The organism is Nocardia sp., assembly GCF_025465275.1.
Classification (GTDB): domain Bacteria; phylum Actinomycetota; class Actinomycetes; order Mycobacteriales; family Mycobacteriaceae; genus Nocardia.
Map to the genome: position 1 here is coordinate 1 of NZ_JAODNK010000065.1, position 16,629 is coordinate 16,629.

The following is a 16,629-nucleotide window of genomic DNA, read 5'->3' on the forward strand; positions in this document are numbered from 1 at the left end:
AGCGCCACATAGCCGCAGGAGACCTGGGCGATGGAATCGGGCGTGCCCGGCTCGACCTTCACGATGCGACCGGCATTGAGCTCGACGCGGTCGACGTAGATGACCTTCGCCTCGTCCTCGTGCCGGGTGGCGGAGACGAACAGCGTCGCCTCGGCCATGCCGTAGCAGGGCTTGATCGCGGTCTTGGGCAGACCGTACGGCGCGAACGCCTCGTTGAACTTCTTCATCGAACCGGTGGTCACCGGCTCGGAGCCGTTGATCAGGCCGATCACGTTCGAGAGGTCCAGCACCTCACCGTTCTTCGGCACGGCACGCGCGGCGGCGTGCTCGAACGCGAAGTTCGGTGCGGCCGCGAAGGTTCCGGCGCCGTCGGAGACGGCCGCCAGTTCCTGGATCCAGCGCGAGGGCCGCCGCACGAACGCGGACGGCGACATGATGGTGATGTACTTACCGCCCACCGCGGGCAGGATCACCGTCAGCAGACCCATGTCGTGGTAGAGCGGCAGCCAGGTGACGCCTCGCGAATTCCAGTTCAGATCCAGCGCATTCACCATCTGCAGCACATTGGTGCCGACGCCGCGGTGGGTGATCTCGACACCCGCCGGGGTGCGTGTCGAACCCGACGTGTACTGCAGATACGCGATATCGTCTACCGCAATATCGGGGCGGATCCACGACTCTCCGACACTGTCGGGAATCGCGTCCACCGCGATGATGCGCGGCCGCTGCGCCGCGGGCAGTCCGCGGAAGAACTGGCGGACCCCGGCGGCCGAGGAGCTGGCCGTCAGGATCGCCGCGGGCGTGCAGTCACCGAGCACCGCGTGCAGGCGATCGGTGTGGCCCGGCTCGTCCGGATCGAACAGGGGCACCGAGATGGTGCCCGCGTAGATCGCAGCAAAGAAGGAGATGACGTAATCCAGCCCCTGCGGGGCCAGGATCGCGACACGATCACCCCGCTTGGTCACCTGCTGAAGTCGTGCAGCTACCGCGCGCAGCCGAACGCCGAATTGACTCCACGTGAGGTCCTGATAGACCCCGTCGCTCTCGCGTGAGTAGTCGATGTACCGGTAAGCCAGATCATCGGCGTCATTCCCGTGGGTGTGCTTCTCGACGTAGTCGACGAGGGTGCGCCCCTCGGGAATCGTGATGTTCCCCGTTTCGTCGAGGTAATCGTCGAAAGTCTCGTCCATTCCTTCTTCTCCTCCGAGGCACACGCGGCATGGGCGGCGACGATGCCGCTGTTACCTGTGAGGCCCCGACTCTTCGCCCGCGGGGAGCTCCTTGCGAAGCCGACCTGCAGAATTCTGTTGCGGTCTGCGCGGTGACCGTCTATTGGCTAGATGTACTCAAACCAGGGCTATGTTACAGAGGAGCCACCCTGCGATGCTCCGGAGCGGCTAAACATATCCCAGCTCACCAGACTCGCTTCCACGGGATCACCGGTGCGAATGTGGCGCTTTGGGTGGGCAGCCCTCCCCCTGGGGGACGAGGGTGTGAGTTGCCGCACCCGGGGTTCCCGGGGGTGGTCCGGGTGGATGTGCCGACCACCCGAAGCGGGTGCGGCGACTGCTGTCATGAACACCTGCTCCTGGCTGTCCGGATGGTGCTGGGACACCGAGCGAACCGGGGCCACAACCTCGCAGCACTCTACAACGAGACCCCGAAACTAGGGGCTCGGTCGGAATTCACGAGTGTGCGGGATGTGGCGCCTTCTCGATGAGGCCATTGGCCCAGCTGACCGTCCACTGAGTTGCTGTGGTGCCGCTGTCGTCCACGACAAAGCCGTTGTAGAGGCTGTGGACAGGGTTGCCCGCCGCCTTCACGAGGGTGCCGACACTGCCGAGAATATTGAGCGGGTTGAGCGCCTGCTTAGGGGAATCACAGATCAGATCACCCTGCGCGCAGATGGTGAATGTCCGATTCCCCAAGTCGCCGAAGCCGTCTCGCGGCCCGGTCATGGTGATGCCCGGCACGTTCAGCCCCCGCAACGCGACCTCCGCGCCGACACCGGCCGGCACCGGCCCGATCTCGATGGCCTGTCCCGGCCCCTGATCGCGACGCCCGTCGGCGATGACGGTCACGCCCAGCACCTTGTTCGCGGGCACCGGTCCCTTGCCCGCGCCGATCTGTGCGGCCACATCACCGGCGATCACCGCGCCCTGCGAGAAGCCCGCGATCACATAGCTGGTGAGCGGGCAGTCGTGATAGGTGGCGGTGAGCTTCTCGTTGGCGCGCTGGGTGCCCTCGGAACGGCTGTTGTTATAGGACTGCTGACCGTCCGGGGGCAGCGCGATCGGGTTCGAGAACTGCGCCACGTACGGAACCGTGTAGACCTCGACCCGATTGTTCGGGAACTGGGCCCGAATCGGATTGGTGATGTTCAACATGAGCGACGCCGGATTCGCGGTCGGGTTGTAGGGATCGTCTGTGCTGCTCGACTCCCAAGTGCCCGGGACGCCCAGCATGAGCACATCCGGGCAATTGGCCGACTGCGAGGTCGGCTCCTTGGGCCCGGGCGGCTTGGGACCCGGCAACCGCAGCCGGCCCGCCAGCAGGTACCAGAGCAGCAGCGCCACGATGATCACGATCACGATCGCGGCGATGAGCAGCAGGCAACCCGCCGGCTTGGACCGGCGTCCGGAGCGGCGTCGCGTCGTCACTTGTTGCAGTAACTCTTCGTCGCGACGTCGACGTAGATCTTGCCCGCCTGTTCGACCGACATCTTCGACTGGTCGAAGGACGGATCGGAGCCGGCGATCGCGGTGACGTAGGTCAGGATCTGATCGTCGGTCGCACCCTGGGCCTTGCCCTGGCACACCAGGTTTCCGGCGGTGAGCGCGATATCGGAAGCGGCGGGCGTGATGCCCTGCTTCTTCAGCTCGTCGAGGAAGCTCTTGTCACGGTCGGTGAGGGGCGGCGTGCCACTCGGCGTGGTGAGGAACTGGCTCGGCACCGGCGCGGGGCGCTCGGGCGTCGTGGCGTCCGTAGAGGGCTGCGGCGACGCCTGATCGCTCGGGGTGTCCCCGCCGGGCGTCGTGGTGGGAGCCGCGGACGTCTTGCTCGTGGTCGGAGCCAGCGTGGGCGTACTCGTCGCGGTCGAATCGTTGTTGCCACAGGCGGCAAGCAGTCCGGCGGCGGCGATAGCAACTACGACGCCGAAAACCTTTCCACGGGTCCGATGCATTTATTCGCTTCCTTGATCTGTCTGGGGTCCACAAGGTCGCCCCCAGGCTAGCTGTATCTATTTGCCTCCGCTTCGCTCCGGCGGGTTCGTGGCCCTGTCACCCGGTTCTTCCCGCCCTGCGCTCGCCGCTGCGCGGCATCGCTCCGCTCAGTCCAGAACCGGGCGGGCCACGAACTTGGAGCGGATGTAGTCGGGGTTGGCCGATTAATTCGGGCGAACTTCGGGTCCCAGCGCCGGAATCAGCGGGGGCGAAACTTCCTCCGGCGGAGCGGCCGGCTGCGGGTCCGGCGCAGCGGCCGGTAGAGGTGCGGGGGCAAGTGCCGCGGCCGGTGCAGGCGCTGCAGCGGGCGCGGGGGCCGGTGCGGGCGCGGGTGCGCCCGGCAGGGCTATCGGCCTGCCGTCCAGCGTGAAGGCCTGCGCCTTACCGTCTTGCAAGACGATCGAGCCGCCCTGGAAGGTCTGTTGCACACCGGTGGGGGTGGCGACCTCGTCGCTGATCGGGAAACCGAGCCCGCCGTTCTCGAAACCCTGTGCGCCCCAGGCATCCATGATCGGACCGCCGCGCACACCCCAGGCGCCCGACAACGGACTCCAATAGATATTGCCGCCCTCGAAACTCACGAAGCGGCCGAGATCGCGCACCGGCTGCTCGGGTCCGGTCGGGAAGCCGAAAGGACTGTTCTCGAAGCCGATTTGGGCGTACTTGCCGAGAATCAGGCCCTGCAGCTGGTGCGCACCGGTCTTGGCGCTGAAGTAGATGGGCCCGTTCTCGAAGCCCTGCACCACGCCGTCCTTGTTCGGAGTCTTCGCTTCGGGTCCGTTCGGGTAGCCCGCCGGACCGCGTTCGAAGCCGCCCTTACTCCACTCGTCGAGGATCGCGCCGCGCACCATCTGGGCGCCGGTCTGCGGTGTCCAATAGATCAGCCCGTTCTGGAACGGCTGGAAGCGCCCGCGGCCGTCCGGCAGCCCCTGATCTCCACCGGTCGGGAAGCCGATGCCACCGGCCGCGCCATTGAGACCCGCAAAAGTACCGGCGATCGCGCCGCCGACCGGTTGCGCCCCGGTGCCCTGCGAGTACGCCACCTGACCGCCCCGGAAGTCCTGCGTCACACCGCCGGGCACCGGGTACTCCGGGGTCAGGCAGTCGCCGAGCCAGTTGTTGCCCTGTGCCACACCGGCTATCGCGCCGCCGAGTTTGCAGTCGCTGGCGGTGCTGTCCACGCCGAGCGCGGCAGCCGTATTCGGCCAGGACTGCCGCATTTCGAAGTCCCAGTACGGCCAGGTGTGCGTGCCCGAGGGGCGGTAGCTCACCTGCACCGGAATGTTCAGCTTGCCGAGTTTGGTCACGAAGTTCTGAGTGCTCAACCGCGACAGCACTTCCAGGCCCATACCCGCGTAATTGGTAGTGAGGCCGGGGACATCACCGGGCGGATCGGTCGCGCCCGCGGTGCCGCTGCCGCTGGAGACGTAGAGGCCGATGCCCTTGAGCTTGTCGGCCAGCTCGTACGGATCGTGCGCCTTCCACTCCGGACTGCTGGGCGGCCCGAACATATCGTTCGAGTCGAACCCGCCCGCATCCTTCATGGCGAAGTTGACCATCTGCGGCATGCCGAGCGTGGTCAGGGTGAGGAAGCCGGAGTAGGAGGCCGCGTGCCGGACCCAGCCGGGATTGCGCGCGGCCAGCATCATCGCGGCCGAGCCGCCCATCGAAAGTCCGGAGACGGCACGCACATTGGTGGCGCGCCACTGACTCTCCAGCAGTGGCGGCAGTTCCTTGGTGAGGAAGGTTTCCCACTTGTAGTTGTGGCCCTGATCGGGCTGCAGCCAGTCGGCATAGAAACTGGACTGGCCGCCGACGGGCAGCACCACGGTGACGTTCTTGTCGGCGAAGAAGCCGGCCGCGCCCGCATCCTTCGTCCAGCCGTTCTCGTCATCGGTGGCGCGCAGACCGTCGAGCATGTACATGACGGGGAACTTCGCGTCCGGGTGCAGCCGCCAGTCCCGGGCCAGCAGCAACTGCACCTCGATGGGGGCTCCGGTGGCGGGCGAGTTCACCCACAGCGCCACCCGGCGATCACCCAGCCACACTGCCTTCTGGACCGTCGCCGGGGCGCCGGACGTATCGGGTTCGGCGGCCGCGGGGGCTATGCCCGCAAAACCGCCAACTCCCGCGAAAGTGCCCGCAGCCAGCGGAAATACCGCTGCTGCGGCGCATGCCACCCAGCGACGGCGAGCCCGCTTCGTCCCACGAACAACTCCAACCACATAAGTGTTGTACCCCGATAACACTATTCAAGGGGTGCGACGCGCGGGGAAAGGACGCACTACAGCAAACGACCGGTTTCTTTTACGCGCCGAGTGCGGCCAGGATCTCCGGACGCGCACCCGTCAGCTGGTCCTGCCAGTAACCCCACGAATGCGTGCCCTTGGTCGGAAGGCTGTAGTGCGCCCCGATCCCGAGCTGATTCATCCGCCCCATGAACGCGATGGTGTTGACCATCGAGAGCGCCTCCAGCGCCACCGCATTCACGGTATTGAACGCCCCCGCCTCCGGATTATCGTGCGCACCCAGCGCGCCCCAGGACGCCGAGATGTACATGGGCAGACCGCGCAACTGCGGCGCGAAGACGAACGGATCCATCCGCAACCACTGCGGACTCCACGGCCACGCCATCGAATCCACATTGAAACGACCGGCGTCCAGCATGGCGATCCGAATCGCCTCGCGCATACCGGGCGCGGAGATGTTCAGGTATCCGGAGAACGACGAGGCGTGCTTGAACATGTCGCGGTGATACGCGGCGAGGGCCAGCGCCGACGAACCACCCATGGAGAGTCCGGCGATCGCGTTCTTGCTGCGGGACACCCCGAGTGGTTCGAGGAAGGCGGGCAACTCCTCGGTCAGGAAGGTCTCCCAGCGGTAGGTGAACTTCTGGCCGTTGGTGCTCGAGGGCGCACGCCAATCGGTGTAGAAGCTGGATTGGCCGCCGACCGGCATCACCAGCGTCACATTGTCATCGGCGAAAAGCTGCATGGCATTCGTCTCGAAGGACCAGGCGTTGAAATCGTCGCGCGCGCGCAGACCGTCGAGCAGGTACAGCGCGGCGTCGCCACCGCGGGCGGCCCACTGCACCTGCACCTTGATCGGTCCCATGCTGGAGGGGACCATGAGCTCTTCGAAGCGCGGGCGCGGCGGCGGCGCGGGTTCTGCCGCGGCAGGCGCCGCGGGTTGTTCGGCCGCGGCGGGCGCCGCGGGGGGCTGCGGCGCTCCCGCGGGTTCGCGATGCAGCGGCCCGGATACCGGGGCGGCCTGCGCCGCTCCCGAAATGCCGGGAAGTCCCGACATTCCAGGCAGCACAGCCACTCCCGGTAGTGCGGCTGCCGCGACGGCGGCCGCCAGCAGACGGCGCCAGCCGGGCACCCGAACGCCCCGCGCGGCGGGTACCCGGTGTGCCGAAACAGTTTTCCGAACCGAACGCGGGCATGACGCACCCTGGACTGCCATCAGAATGTGCTCCTGAACCACACAAAGGGGGGAACGACACCAAACGTGACCGGCGTCACGGACAGGAGCACTTTAGCGGTGCGGGCAGGGTAACTGGCTGGTATCTCAGTCAGCTGGCGTGTATTTCGGCTTTCCCGTCGTGAAAGACGATTGATCCGTGTTGAAAGTTTTGTTGCGCTCCGCCCGGAATGGGAGTTTCGTCGCTAATCGGAAATCCGAGTGCCCCAGTCGGTCCCGCCGCACCTTCATAGGCGCCACCGATCATTCCGCCCACCGCATGCGCGCCGCCGGCCTGCGACCACAGCACCCGGCCACCGCGGAAATCCTGGGCCGCACCACCGGTCAGCGGAAATTCCGCGGTGAGGCAATCTCCCAGCCACGTCTTGCCCTGTGCCACAGGCAGTATCGCGCCGCCTGCCGCACAGTCCGGTTTGCCCGTCTCGACCCCCAGCGCAGCCGCCGCCTGCGACCAGGACTGCCGCATCTCGAAATCCCAGTACGGCCAGGAATGCGTGCCGGACGGACGGTAATTCACCTGCACCGGAATGCTGAGCTTATCGAGCTTGGCCACGAACTGCGTCGATGAGAAGCGCGAGAGACTCTCGAGCACCATCCCGGTGAAATTGGTGCTCACACCGGGAATTCCGGCGGGGATGTCGAACCGGCCGGCCAGGCCGCTGCCACTCGAGACGTAGAGGCTCACTCCCCGGAGCTTCTCCGCTATCGCGTACGGATCGTGGGCATCCCACTCCGCATCGGTGGCCGGACCCCACATGTCTCCGGAGTCGAAACCACCCGCATCGTGCATGGCGTACTTGATCGCCTGCGGCATACCGAGAGTCGTTGTGGCGAGCAGCCCGGAGTAGGAAGCCGCGTAGCGGACGAACCCCGGATTGCGCGCCGCGAGCGTCATGGCCGCGCTGCCGCCCATGGACAATCCGGCCAGTCCGCGCACGTTCGTGGTGCGCCAGTCCTTGTCCAGCAGCGGCGGTAATTCCTTGGTGAGAAAGGTTTCCCACTTGTAGTTCTTGCCGTTGTCGGGTCTTTGCCAGTCCGTATAGAAGCTGGACTGCCCGCCCACCGGCAATACGACCGTCACGTCTTTATCGGCGTAGAAAGCCTGCGCCCCGGCGTCTTTGGTCCAGCCGTTCTCCTGATCAGTGGCCCGCAGGCCGTCGAGCATGAACAGTGCCGGAAATTTCATATCCGGCTTGCTGTTCCACTCCCGCGCCAGCAGCAACTGCACCTGGATCTGTGTCCCCATTGCAGGCGAATCGATCCACAGGGCGACCCGTCTATCGGTCAGCCACACCGTATTTCGAATGGCGGGCTTCGTCGGCACTTGCGCCGCACCCGGATCCGCGAATGCCGTTCCACCTCCCAGCAATACCGTCGTAGCCGCCGTAAGCGCCACGAGCCCACCCCACCTGGGTCTCCGTCGTCTACCTCTTGCCACAGGTGCCACCCTAGTTCGCTTCCGCCCCATCGGCTTCCGAACCCTGACAGAGCGAAGAACCGGCCACCCCAGTGGGGGTGACCGGTTCTTTTCGTACGTCCCGCAGGCGAGGCCTACGACATCAGGAATTCAGCGCGGCCAGGATGCCCGGGCGTGCTTTCCACAGCTCGGCCTCCCAGTTCTGCCAGTTGTGCACACCGATCGCCGGGTAGTCGTAGGTCACGTTGTTCTTGAAGCCCAGCTGGTTCATCCGGGCCTGGAACAGGTGCGTGGTGACCATCGCAATGGCCTCGATACCCATGGCGTTCATGGTGTTGAAGGCGCCCGACGCCGCATCGGCGCCACTCGGCAGACCGCTGGCCGCCGAGATGTACATCGGCAGACCCTTCAGCTGCGGTGCGAACACCGACGGGTCCATACGCAGCCAAGCCGGGCTCCACGGCGCTGCCATGGAGTCCACATTGAAGCGGCCGGCGTCGAGCATCATGACGCGCATGGCTTCACGCATACCCGGCGCGTTCCAGTCCAGCGGACCGGAGAACGACGAGGCCTGCTTGAACATATCGCGGTGGTAGGCGGCCATGCGCAGCGCGGCCGGGCCACTCATCGAGAGACCGACCACCGCATTGTTGGTGCGCGAAACACCATAGCCCGCAAGGTAATCGGGGAGCTCCCTGGTGAGGAACGTCTCCCACTTGTAGGTGTACTTCTGACCATTGGTATTGCTCGCCGAGACCCAGTCCGCGTACCAGCTGGACTGACCGCCGACCGGCATCACCAGGGTGACATCGTCGTTCTCGAATTGCTGCTGTGCGTTCGTCTCGAACGACCAGGCATTCTTGTCATCGCGGGCGCGCAGGCCGTCGAGCAGATAGATGGCCTTGTCGCCACCGTTCTTCGCCCACTGCACCTGCACCTTGACCGGGCCCATACTGGACGGAACCATCAGCTCGTCGTAACCACCGGCGGGGGTGCGATGCACCGGACCGGCAATCGGAGCGGCGATGGCGATAGTCGGAGCCGCAACTGCCGCGGCGGTCGGGATAGCCAGTGCCGCAGCGCCTGTGGCCAGAAGTCGTGTGCCCCAGCCACGGTGAGCACTACGTCCTGACCGGACTCCACCCGGCATGGCAGACCTGCCGAAACGCATGGATACTGCTCCTTCTCTACTGCATAAGTTCAGTTGTTATCGCACAGCGCGCACGGCAATGCCGTTGCAGGCGTACACGATCAGCGTTCACCGCGAATCCCGACCTTCGAAGTGAACGATGCGCTACCACGGTCTGGTCACATGCGCTCGCTGGAGGGTATTCGACCTTCCATACGGTTGGCAAGGTGATGCTAAATTTCGACCGTAATCGTGCGGTGACCTTATCGCGAAACACCAGTGATGTCGCGGCAACAGATGAATCCCTTACCGTCAGCCGATGTTCGCACTGAGATCGGGAAGCATCTTGTAGACCTGGTCCGCCCAGTAACCCCAGCTGTGCACACCGTTCTGGGTGTAGTCGAAGACGGCATTGCCGGGACCGAGCGAGTCCATACGCGCTTGGAAGGCACGGGTATTCGCGAGCGCGATGGTCTCCAGCCCGGCCGCATTCGTCAGGTTGAAGGCATCCAGCGCGGAGTTCACCGCATCCCGCGGGCCGGGCTGGCCGTTACCCGAGGAGATCCACAGCCGGGTGCCATTGGCCCGCAGCAGGGGTGCGAACACGAAAGGATCGTTGCGAAGCCACAATTCGCTCCACGGCGGTCCCCACATGGAGTCGATGTTGAAGCCGCCGGCATCCAGCAGCGCCATCCGCAGCGCTTCGCGCATACCGGGCGCGGAAATGTTCAGATAACCGGAATATGATGCGGCGTAACGGAACTGATCCGGGTGATACGCTGCGAGCACCAGGGCCGCACTGCCGCCCATGGACAATCCGAACACGCCGTTCCCGTTCGGGTTGAAGCCCAGCCGCCCGGCCAGCGCATTACGCAGATCCCGGGTCAGAAAGGTTTCCCACGCATACGGTGCGGGCTGCCCATTGGTATTGCTGGGCGCCACCCAGTCGGAGTAGAAACTGGACTGTCCGCCGATCGGCATGACCACATTGATGTTCCATGCGGTCAGCACCCGCTCGACGTCGGTGTCGATCTCCCAGCCGGACAGGTCATTGCGCGCCCGCAAACCGTCGAGGGCATACACCACGCGCTGCGTATTGCCGTCCTGCGCCCGGAAGATGCGTGACTTGATCGGGCCCATACTCGAATCGACCCAGAAGTCGGATCCGGCCGGATCGAATCCGGCTGCCGCCGGCGCGGCTCCCCCGCCTACCGCCACCGCCCACGGCAACACCATGGCGAATGCCAGTGCGGCTCCGGCTGTGCGGAGTGAACCCATCGAGAAACGCATCTGTGTCGCCTTTCCGAGTGTGGTCACCGTTGACCACCACTGAAATGCAGAAGCTGTTGCCGCTCTCTCGCTTCTCTATAGGCCGTTATTCGTAGCCGATCGCTCGAAAAACACCTCGGACGCCGAATTGTGATACGCCCGATATGCGAAGGCCCCCACCCTGTTCGGGCGGGGGCCTTCGTTTTCGGTCGATTTACCCGATATTTGCGGACATATCCGGAATCATGCGATACGCCTCGTCCTGCCAGTTGGTCCAGGCGTGCAGACCGACGGGCGGGAACGAATAGGTCACGTTCCGGGCGCCCAGGGTGTCCATACGTACCTGGAAAGCCCGAGTATTGGCCAGCGCCAGCGCTTCCAGCGGCGAACCACGCACGATGCGATCCGCGGACGCGCCGAGCGGAATATCCAGATCCTGCTGCATGGGCAGACCGCTGCCCGCCGCAACCCACAATCGGGTGTTGTTCCCGACCAGGGTGGGAGCGAAGACGAACGGGTCCATGCGCAGCCAGCGATCACCCCAGGGCGGGGCCATGGAATCCACGTTGTAGCCACCGGCGTCCACCATGGCGACTCGAATCGCCTCCCGCATACCCGGTGCGGAGATATTCAGGTAGCCGGAAAAGGAACCGGCATAACTGAACTGGTCCGGGTGATAGGCGGACAGCGTCAGCGCCGCACTGCCGCCCATGGACAGCCCGAACACGCCATTGCGATTGGGGTTGAACCCCAGGCGGTCTCGCAGCGCCCAGCGCAGCTGATTCGTCAGGAAGGTTTCCCAGTCGTACCGGTAGCTCTTACCCGGCCCGGCGCCCAGCGCCTCGGTGATTCCCGAACCGGTGTTGGCCGCGGACGAACCCGCGCCCGCCGGGACACCGAAGAACGAGCTCGGGGAGTTCCAGTCGGCATAGAAGCTGGACTCACCACCGACGGGCATGACCACATTGATATTCCAGCTGGCCAGGACGTCCGCGACATTGGTGTCGTTCTCCCAGCCGTTCAAGATCTCGGTGGCTCGCTGACCATCGAGGGCGTACACGACCCGGTCGGTATTGCCGTCCGCCGCGCGCAGGACTCGTGTCTTGATCGGACCCATGACCGGAGAGTCCACCCAGAAGTCGAAGGCCGCCGGGTTGAACGCCGCTGTAGCAGGCCCGGTTCCGACCACCGTGAGAGCAAGTGGCAGGACGAGCGTCGCGGCGACGCCCAGGACCATCCGTTTGAAGCCTCTAACCCGCATCGACCTAGCCCTCTCGTTGGAGCAGAACCGAGCTTGCACACCTGATCTTCTTCGATAGCGAGCCAGTATCGGCTCATCGCCCCGGCGTGTTTGGCAGCCCGATTGCGGCGAGTCCGGACCGAGACCGACGAAAAAGGCCCCCGCCCTGGTGGGCGGGGGCCTTTCACTGCTGCTCAGAGGCTAGCCGATATTGGCGGACAGGTCGGGAACCATGCGGTAGACCTCGGCCGCCCAGTTGGCCCAGTTGTGCACACCGGCCGCGGGGAAGTCGTAGTCGACATTGTTGGCGCCGATGGCGGCCATACGCACCTGGAAGGCGCGAGTGTTGGCCAGTGCGAGCGCCTCCAGCGGCATGCCCTGCAGGACCGACATCACCGAAGTCACATCGCCCGGGCCGGGGATGGCGCTGGCGGCGGAGATCCAGAGCCGGGTGTTGTTGGCCTTCAGCTGCGGCGCGAAGACGAACGGGTCCATGCGCAGCCACTGCGGGCTCCACGGCAGAGCCATGGAGTCGACATTGAAGCCGCCCGCGTCGATCATGGCCAGGCGCATGGCCTCACGCATGCCGGGGGCGGAGATGTTCAGGTAGCCCGAGAACGAACCCGCGAAGCTGAACTGATCCGGGTGGTAGGCCGCCAGGGTCAGGGCCGCCGAACCGCCCATGGACAGACCGAAGACGCCATTGCGGTTCGGGTTGAAGCCGAGGCGGGCGCTGAGCGCATTACGCAGGTCCTTGGTCAGGAAGGTCTCCCACGTGTACCGGAAGCTCTTGCCGGGACCGCCGGCCATGATCGACAGGCCGCCGGAGCCCGAGGAGGAACCGGACGCCGAGCCCGAGGACGACAGCGAGCCGGAGCCGGTGCCGGCGGGAACGCCGAGGAAGGTGCTGGGCGCGGCCCAGTCGGCGTAGAAGCTGGACTGGCCGCCGACCGGCATGACCACATTGATGTTCGCGGCGGTCAGCGCGTTGGCCACATCCGTGTCGTTTTCCCAGCCACTGATGTCGTCACGGGCACGCATACCGTCGAGCGCGTAGACGACGCGGTCGGTATTGCCGTCGGCCGCACGGAAGATGCGCGACTTGATCGGGCCCATACCGCTGGAGGAGTCGACCCAGAAATCCATGGCGGTCGGATTGAACGCTGCGTTCGCGGACCCTGCCACACCTGCCACCGACGCCCCGAACGGGAGCAGTAGCGCCAAGGCCATGCCGAGGACAGACTTCCTCATCCAGCCGCCGCTCGATCTCCGACGTCTATCCTGCGCACCTCGCATCATCAGGCCTTTCGTGTTCGTTCGTTTCAACCGCGTGCTTGGGGCCACGGCGGGCGTCTCGGGGAGCCTATCGTTCAACGGCTAACGGAGCGTTATCGGAAAGAGACATATGTGATCGGGACCACTAGTACGAGCTTTTGTGGTCCGGACCAGGTAGTTGATACAAAAAGGGACACAAAAGCCACGCGGTACGAATACCGTGCAGCCCCTGCGGGTGTGACCCGGCAACTATGTCAGCCAATGTGCGCCGACAAATCCGGGGTCAGTCGATTCAGCTCCGACTCCCAGTTCTTCCAGTTGTGCACACCGACGGCCGGGTAGTCGTAGGTGACATTGCTGTCGCCGAGACCGGAGAGCCGGGCCTGGAAAGATTTGGTGCCCACCAGCGCAATGGCCTCGATACCCATGCCCTCGACGGTGGAGGCATTGATGGCATCGGCCGAGGACGGCAGTCCACTACCCGCCGAGATGAACAGGCGCGTGTTGTTGGCCTTCAATTTCGGCGCGAAGGTGAACGGATCGAGGTGCTGCCATTTGGCGTCCTTGGCCTTGGCGAGCGCGTCGATGTTGTAGCCGCCGGCATCCAGCATGGCGACCCGAACGGCATCCCGCATCCCCGGCATGGTCATATTAAGCGCACCGGAAAGCGAAGCGGCGTACGAGAACTGGCTCGGATAGAAGGCCGCCAGCACCAGCGCGGCGCTGCCGCTCATGGACAGCCCGACAACGCCGTTGTGAGTCACGTTGAAGCCCAGCCGATCCCGCAGTGCGTCGCGCAGGTTCTGGGTCAGGAACGTCTCCCACATATAGGCGGAGGTTTTGCCCGGCCCGCCCGCAAGTGCCTCGGTGGCACCGGAACCCGTGCCGGCCAGCGTGCCCGCGGGGATGCCGAGGAAGGTGCTCGGCGAAGCCCAGTCCGCATAGAAGCTGGACATACCGCCGACCGGCATGACCACATTGATGTTCGCGGCCATCAGGGTCTGCGCGGCGGCGGTCTCGATCTCCCAGCCGCTGTCGTCGTCGCGGGCGCGCATACCGTCGAGCAGATAGACCACTCGATCGGTATTGCCGTCCGCCGCCCGGAATACGCGAGATTTGATGGGCCCCATAGTGGAGTCGACATAGAAGTCCATGCCGGCGGGATTGAAGGCGGCCTGCGCGACACCGGACCCGAAACCAGCTCCCACCACCGACACCCCGAACGGTAGCAAGGCCGCCACGGCCAGACCCACAGCTGACTTCTTCAGCCATCCGCGCCCTGCGGGACGTGCGCCCCGGGCCCGAATCTCCTGTGCCCCACCCACAGTCAAGCCTCGCATATCTCGTTCGGCCTTTCGTCGGCACGACCGGCTGCCCCTGCCAGGGCGCGGGCCGTGTATTGCGACAACCGTTGCGACACATGCGAGATGGGCCGCAACGGGCTACCCAGGGATGCTATCGCTAAACGACCCCCTGGGTGTTACCAAACCGAGATGAGAGTGCGTTATCAGGTTGCGAATCGGACACAACGGCGGCGGCCCTATGCTATTGGGCCGCCGCCGTGGGTGATTCATGAAATTTGCCCGGAACTGCCGGGAGAAAAAGGGTCTCGCTATTTGGGCGGGACCGGAACCGCCGGCGCTGACGGATAAGGATCGACCAGACCGCACCGTTCGATCTCGTACTTCGGCACCCGATCGATCCGGTACTTCGAGAAGCCCAGTGACTGCGTCACATTGTGCCGGAATCGCTCGAAGGTCAGTGGCGACCGCGAGGACGCCAGCATGTCCTGGGTCTGCGGGCAGGACAGCGCGACTCGTGCCTGCTGCACCCACTTGTCGTCCATGTACCAGGGCAGCCACGGATGCTTGTCGACCATGCCCGCGTCCACCACGACCCAGTCCGGGTACAGGTTCTTGTCGTGCCCGATGCGGCCGTCGGTGAGCCGGTCGGTATGCGCCGCAAGCGGATACGCCAGGCCCATCTGATCGATGACCCGCACGTCCAGCGGCACGTTCATGCTGGTCATACCGAGATTCAGGAAGAAAACGGTATGTCCGGCGCCACCGTCGGGGATCGGCGCCGGCGGCGGTGCGATGTACCAGAACATGAAGGACGGCGAATTGAGCAGCAGGCCGCCGTCCGGGGTGTCGGTGATATCGCGGACCATGGCGCGCATGCGCGGGTAGTCCAGATAGTCCTCGGCGAGGATCGGGTGATCGTGACCGGTATTGAGGACGTAGTAGATGCGCTCGTCCACGATGCCGGTGGAGCTGATCTTGGTGCCGGTCGTGATGGCCGTCGTATTGGCCGCGAACAGCGCCCAGCCCGCGGTGCCGACGAAGCCCGCAAGCACCACCACGAGAGCCCAGTCCATGCGGCGGCCGCCCCGCTCGCCACTGAAGATGTTCTGCGGCACCCGCACCGGCAGCACGGCCACCGGCAGCATCAGGCAGAACAGCTGCGGCAGCAGCATGCGACCGTGCATGAAGTCGCCGCCGACGCGGAGCTCGTAGACGATGAGCACCACACCGCTGCCGACCATGAGCGTGGCAACGGCGGCCGGGGTGCGCAGCCAGACGCTGAGCCGGTGCATCCGGTTGCGCCAGCTGTTGTCCGGAACCTCGGTGCTCTCGGCGTCACCGAGGGCATGCCGGCCGGTCGCCTTGGTGACGCGGCCGGACCGCACCGCGAATACCGCGGCGATCGCCAGGATCAGCAGCGGCAGCCACAACCAGTACGGGCCGACGAAGTTCCACAGATAGATGAAGCCCTGATGCCACTTGGCGCCCGCCGCGTCCTTGGCCACCGCCGTATTCGGGTACGGCAGACCGTAATAGCCCATACGCCAGATCTGGTACGCGACCGGAACCAGTCCGGCCACCAGCACGACGCCGATCCGGAAGAAGAGCGGCCGCAGCCGGGTCTCCGGCAGCGGTGCGCAGAAGATCATGATTAGCGCTAGCGCGCCGACCAGCGTCATCTCCGGCCGGATCAGCGGGGCCAGCCCGGCGAAGAACACCAGGCCGAAAAAGCCTGGCAGACGCACCCGTTCGGCCTGACTCCAGCGGACCAGCAGCCACCACAGCACTGCCAGCCAGCAGATGACCAGGCAGTTCTCCAGGCCGGAGGTGGCGTAGTCACGAGCGGGAGGCATGGCGATGTAGACCAGTGCTCCGGCCGGAACCAAAAGGGCGGATTTCGTTCCGCCCCACAGGCGTGCGGAGCCGAGCATGGCGAAGACGATCGCCAGCACCGACAGCGTGAGCGCGATGCCGAGCACCACATACTCCAGCCGCAGCTGGGTCAGCCAGCTGAAGAACCAGACGAGGTAGGTCCAGGCGGTGCTGGTATTGGTTTCGACGCGTTCGCCCGCATTGAAGACCGGGCCGTTGCCCGCCAGCAGGTTTCGCACCGTGCGCAGCACGATCAGGCCGTCGTCGGCGATCCAGCGCCGCTGCCAGGCGCCGGCTGCGAATAGGGTCGCGGTCAGCACGATCCCACCGATGAAGACGGTGCGAGATAGTCGCGAGAAACGGCGCGCGGACACATCTGCCGCACGCCGATGGGCACTGCCGACCGGCAACTGTGC

General features: G+C 65.3%; 11 protein-coding genes and 1 pseudogene. All 12 read right to left on the reverse strand.

Going from position 1 to position 16,629, the window contains the following annotated elements; translation table 11 throughout:
- Positions 1 to 1,190, reverse strand: a 1,190-nt coding sequence (locus JWN03_RS14920) for an AMP-binding protein (protein ID WP_297614801.1), incomplete at its 3' end; no start/stop codon positions are given.
- Between the two features lie 495 nt (positions 1,191 to 1,685).
- Positions 1,686 to 2,660, reverse strand: a complete 975-nt coding sequence (locus tag JWN03_RS14925; protein ID WP_297614803.1) for a cutinase family protein — start codon at positions 2,658 to 2,660, stop codon at positions 1,686 to 1,688.
- A complete protein-coding gene (locus tag JWN03_RS14930; RefSeq protein ID WP_297614805.1) occupies positions 2,657 to 3,184 on the reverse strand; it encodes a DUF732 domain-containing protein in 528 nt (175 codons plus the stop codon). Before JWN03_RS14930 ends, JWN03_RS14925 begins: the two co-directional genes overlap by 4 nt.
- Before the next feature lie 204 nt (positions 3,185 to 3,388).
- A complete protein-coding gene (locus JWN03_RS14935) occupies positions 3,389 to 5,449 on the reverse strand; it encodes an alpha/beta hydrolase-fold protein (protein ID WP_297614807.1) in 2,061 nt (686 codons plus the stop codon).
- A gap of 82 nt (positions 5,450 to 5,531) precedes the next feature.
- On the reverse strand, positions 5,532 to 6,530 hold the full coding sequence (locus tag JWN03_RS14940) for an alpha/beta hydrolase (protein WP_297614845.1): 999 nt from the start codon (positions 6,528 to 6,530) through the stop codon (positions 5,532 to 5,534).
- A gap of 307 nt (positions 6,531 to 6,837) precedes the next feature.
- Positions 6,838 to 8,175 (reverse strand): annotated as a pseudogene (locus JWN03_RS14945) (alpha/beta hydrolase-fold protein); the annotation flags it as partial.
- 91 nt (positions 8,176 to 8,266) lie between these two features.
- Positions 8,267 to 9,295 carry an alpha/beta hydrolase gene (locus JWN03_RS14950; protein WP_441342992.1) on the reverse strand — a complete coding sequence of 343 codons (1,029 nt, stop codon included), beginning with the start codon at positions 9,293 to 9,295 and terminating at the stop codon, positions 8,267 to 8,269.
- Positions 9,296 to 9,565: 270 nt separating this feature from the next.
- Entirely contained in the window at positions 9,566 to 10,531 is a 966-nt protein-coding gene (locus JWN03_RS14955; RefSeq protein WP_441342996.1) for an alpha/beta hydrolase, read from the reverse strand.
- A 205-nt stretch (positions 10,532 to 10,736) separates the two neighbouring features.
- Positions 10,737 to 11,759: an alpha/beta hydrolase gene (locus JWN03_RS14960; RefSeq protein ID WP_297614809.1), complete on the reverse strand. Its 1,023-nt coding sequence runs from the start codon at positions 11,757 to 11,759 to the stop codon at positions 10,737 to 10,739.
- Positions 11,760 to 11,963: 204 nt separating this feature from the next.
- Positions 11,964 to 13,061, reverse strand: a complete 1,098-nt coding sequence (locus JWN03_RS14965) for an alpha/beta hydrolase (protein ID WP_441342993.1) — start codon at positions 13,059 to 13,061, stop codon at positions 11,964 to 11,966.
- A 230-nt stretch (positions 13,062 to 13,291) separates the two neighbouring features.
- Positions 13,292 to 14,377, reverse strand: coding sequence for an alpha/beta hydrolase (locus JWN03_RS14970; RefSeq protein ID WP_441342994.1), 1,086 nt, complete (start codon positions 14,375 to 14,377; stop codon positions 13,292 to 13,294).
- Positions 14,378 to 14,649: 272 nt separating this feature from the next.
- On the reverse strand, positions 14,650 to 16,623 hold the full coding sequence (gene zomB, locus JWN03_RS14975; protein WP_441342997.1) for a flagellar motor control protein ZomB: 1,974 nt from the start codon (positions 16,621 to 16,623) through the stop codon (positions 14,650 to 14,652).
- Positions 16,624 to 16,629: the final 6 nt, after the last annotated feature.

What these genes read in the sequence shown, in the direction of transcription:
- JWN03_RS14955 (WP_441342996.1), bottom strand. Translation starts at nt 10,531, where the DNA reads ATGGGTTCACTCCGCACAGCCGGAGCCGCACTGGCATTCGCCATGGTG.
- JWN03_RS14940 (WP_297614845.1), bottom strand. Translation starts at nt 6,530, where the DNA reads ATGTCGGGACTTCCCGGCATTTCGGGAGCGGCGCAGGCCGCCCCGGTA.
- JWN03_RS14950 (WP_441342992.1), bottom strand. Translation starts at nt 9,295, where the DNA reads ATGCGTTTCGGCAGGTCTGCCATGCCGGGTGGAGTCCGGTCAGGACGT.
- JWN03_RS14960 (WP_297614809.1), bottom strand. Translation starts at nt 11,759, where the DNA reads ATGGTCCTGGGCGTCGCCGCGACGCTCGTCCTGCCACTTGCTCTCACG.
- JWN03_RS14930 (WP_297614805.1), bottom strand. Translation starts at nt 3,184, where the DNA reads ATGCATCGGACCCGTGGAAAGGTTTTCGGCGTCGTAGTTGCTATCGCC.
- JWN03_RS14970 (WP_441342994.1), bottom strand. Translation starts at nt 14,377, where the DNA reads ATGCGAGGCTTGACTGTGGGTGGGGCACAGGAGATTCGGGCCCGGGGC.
- JWN03_RS14965 (WP_441342993.1), bottom strand. Translation starts at nt 13,061, where the DNA reads ATGATGCGAGGTGCGCAGGATAGACGTCGGAGATCGAGCGGCGGCTGG.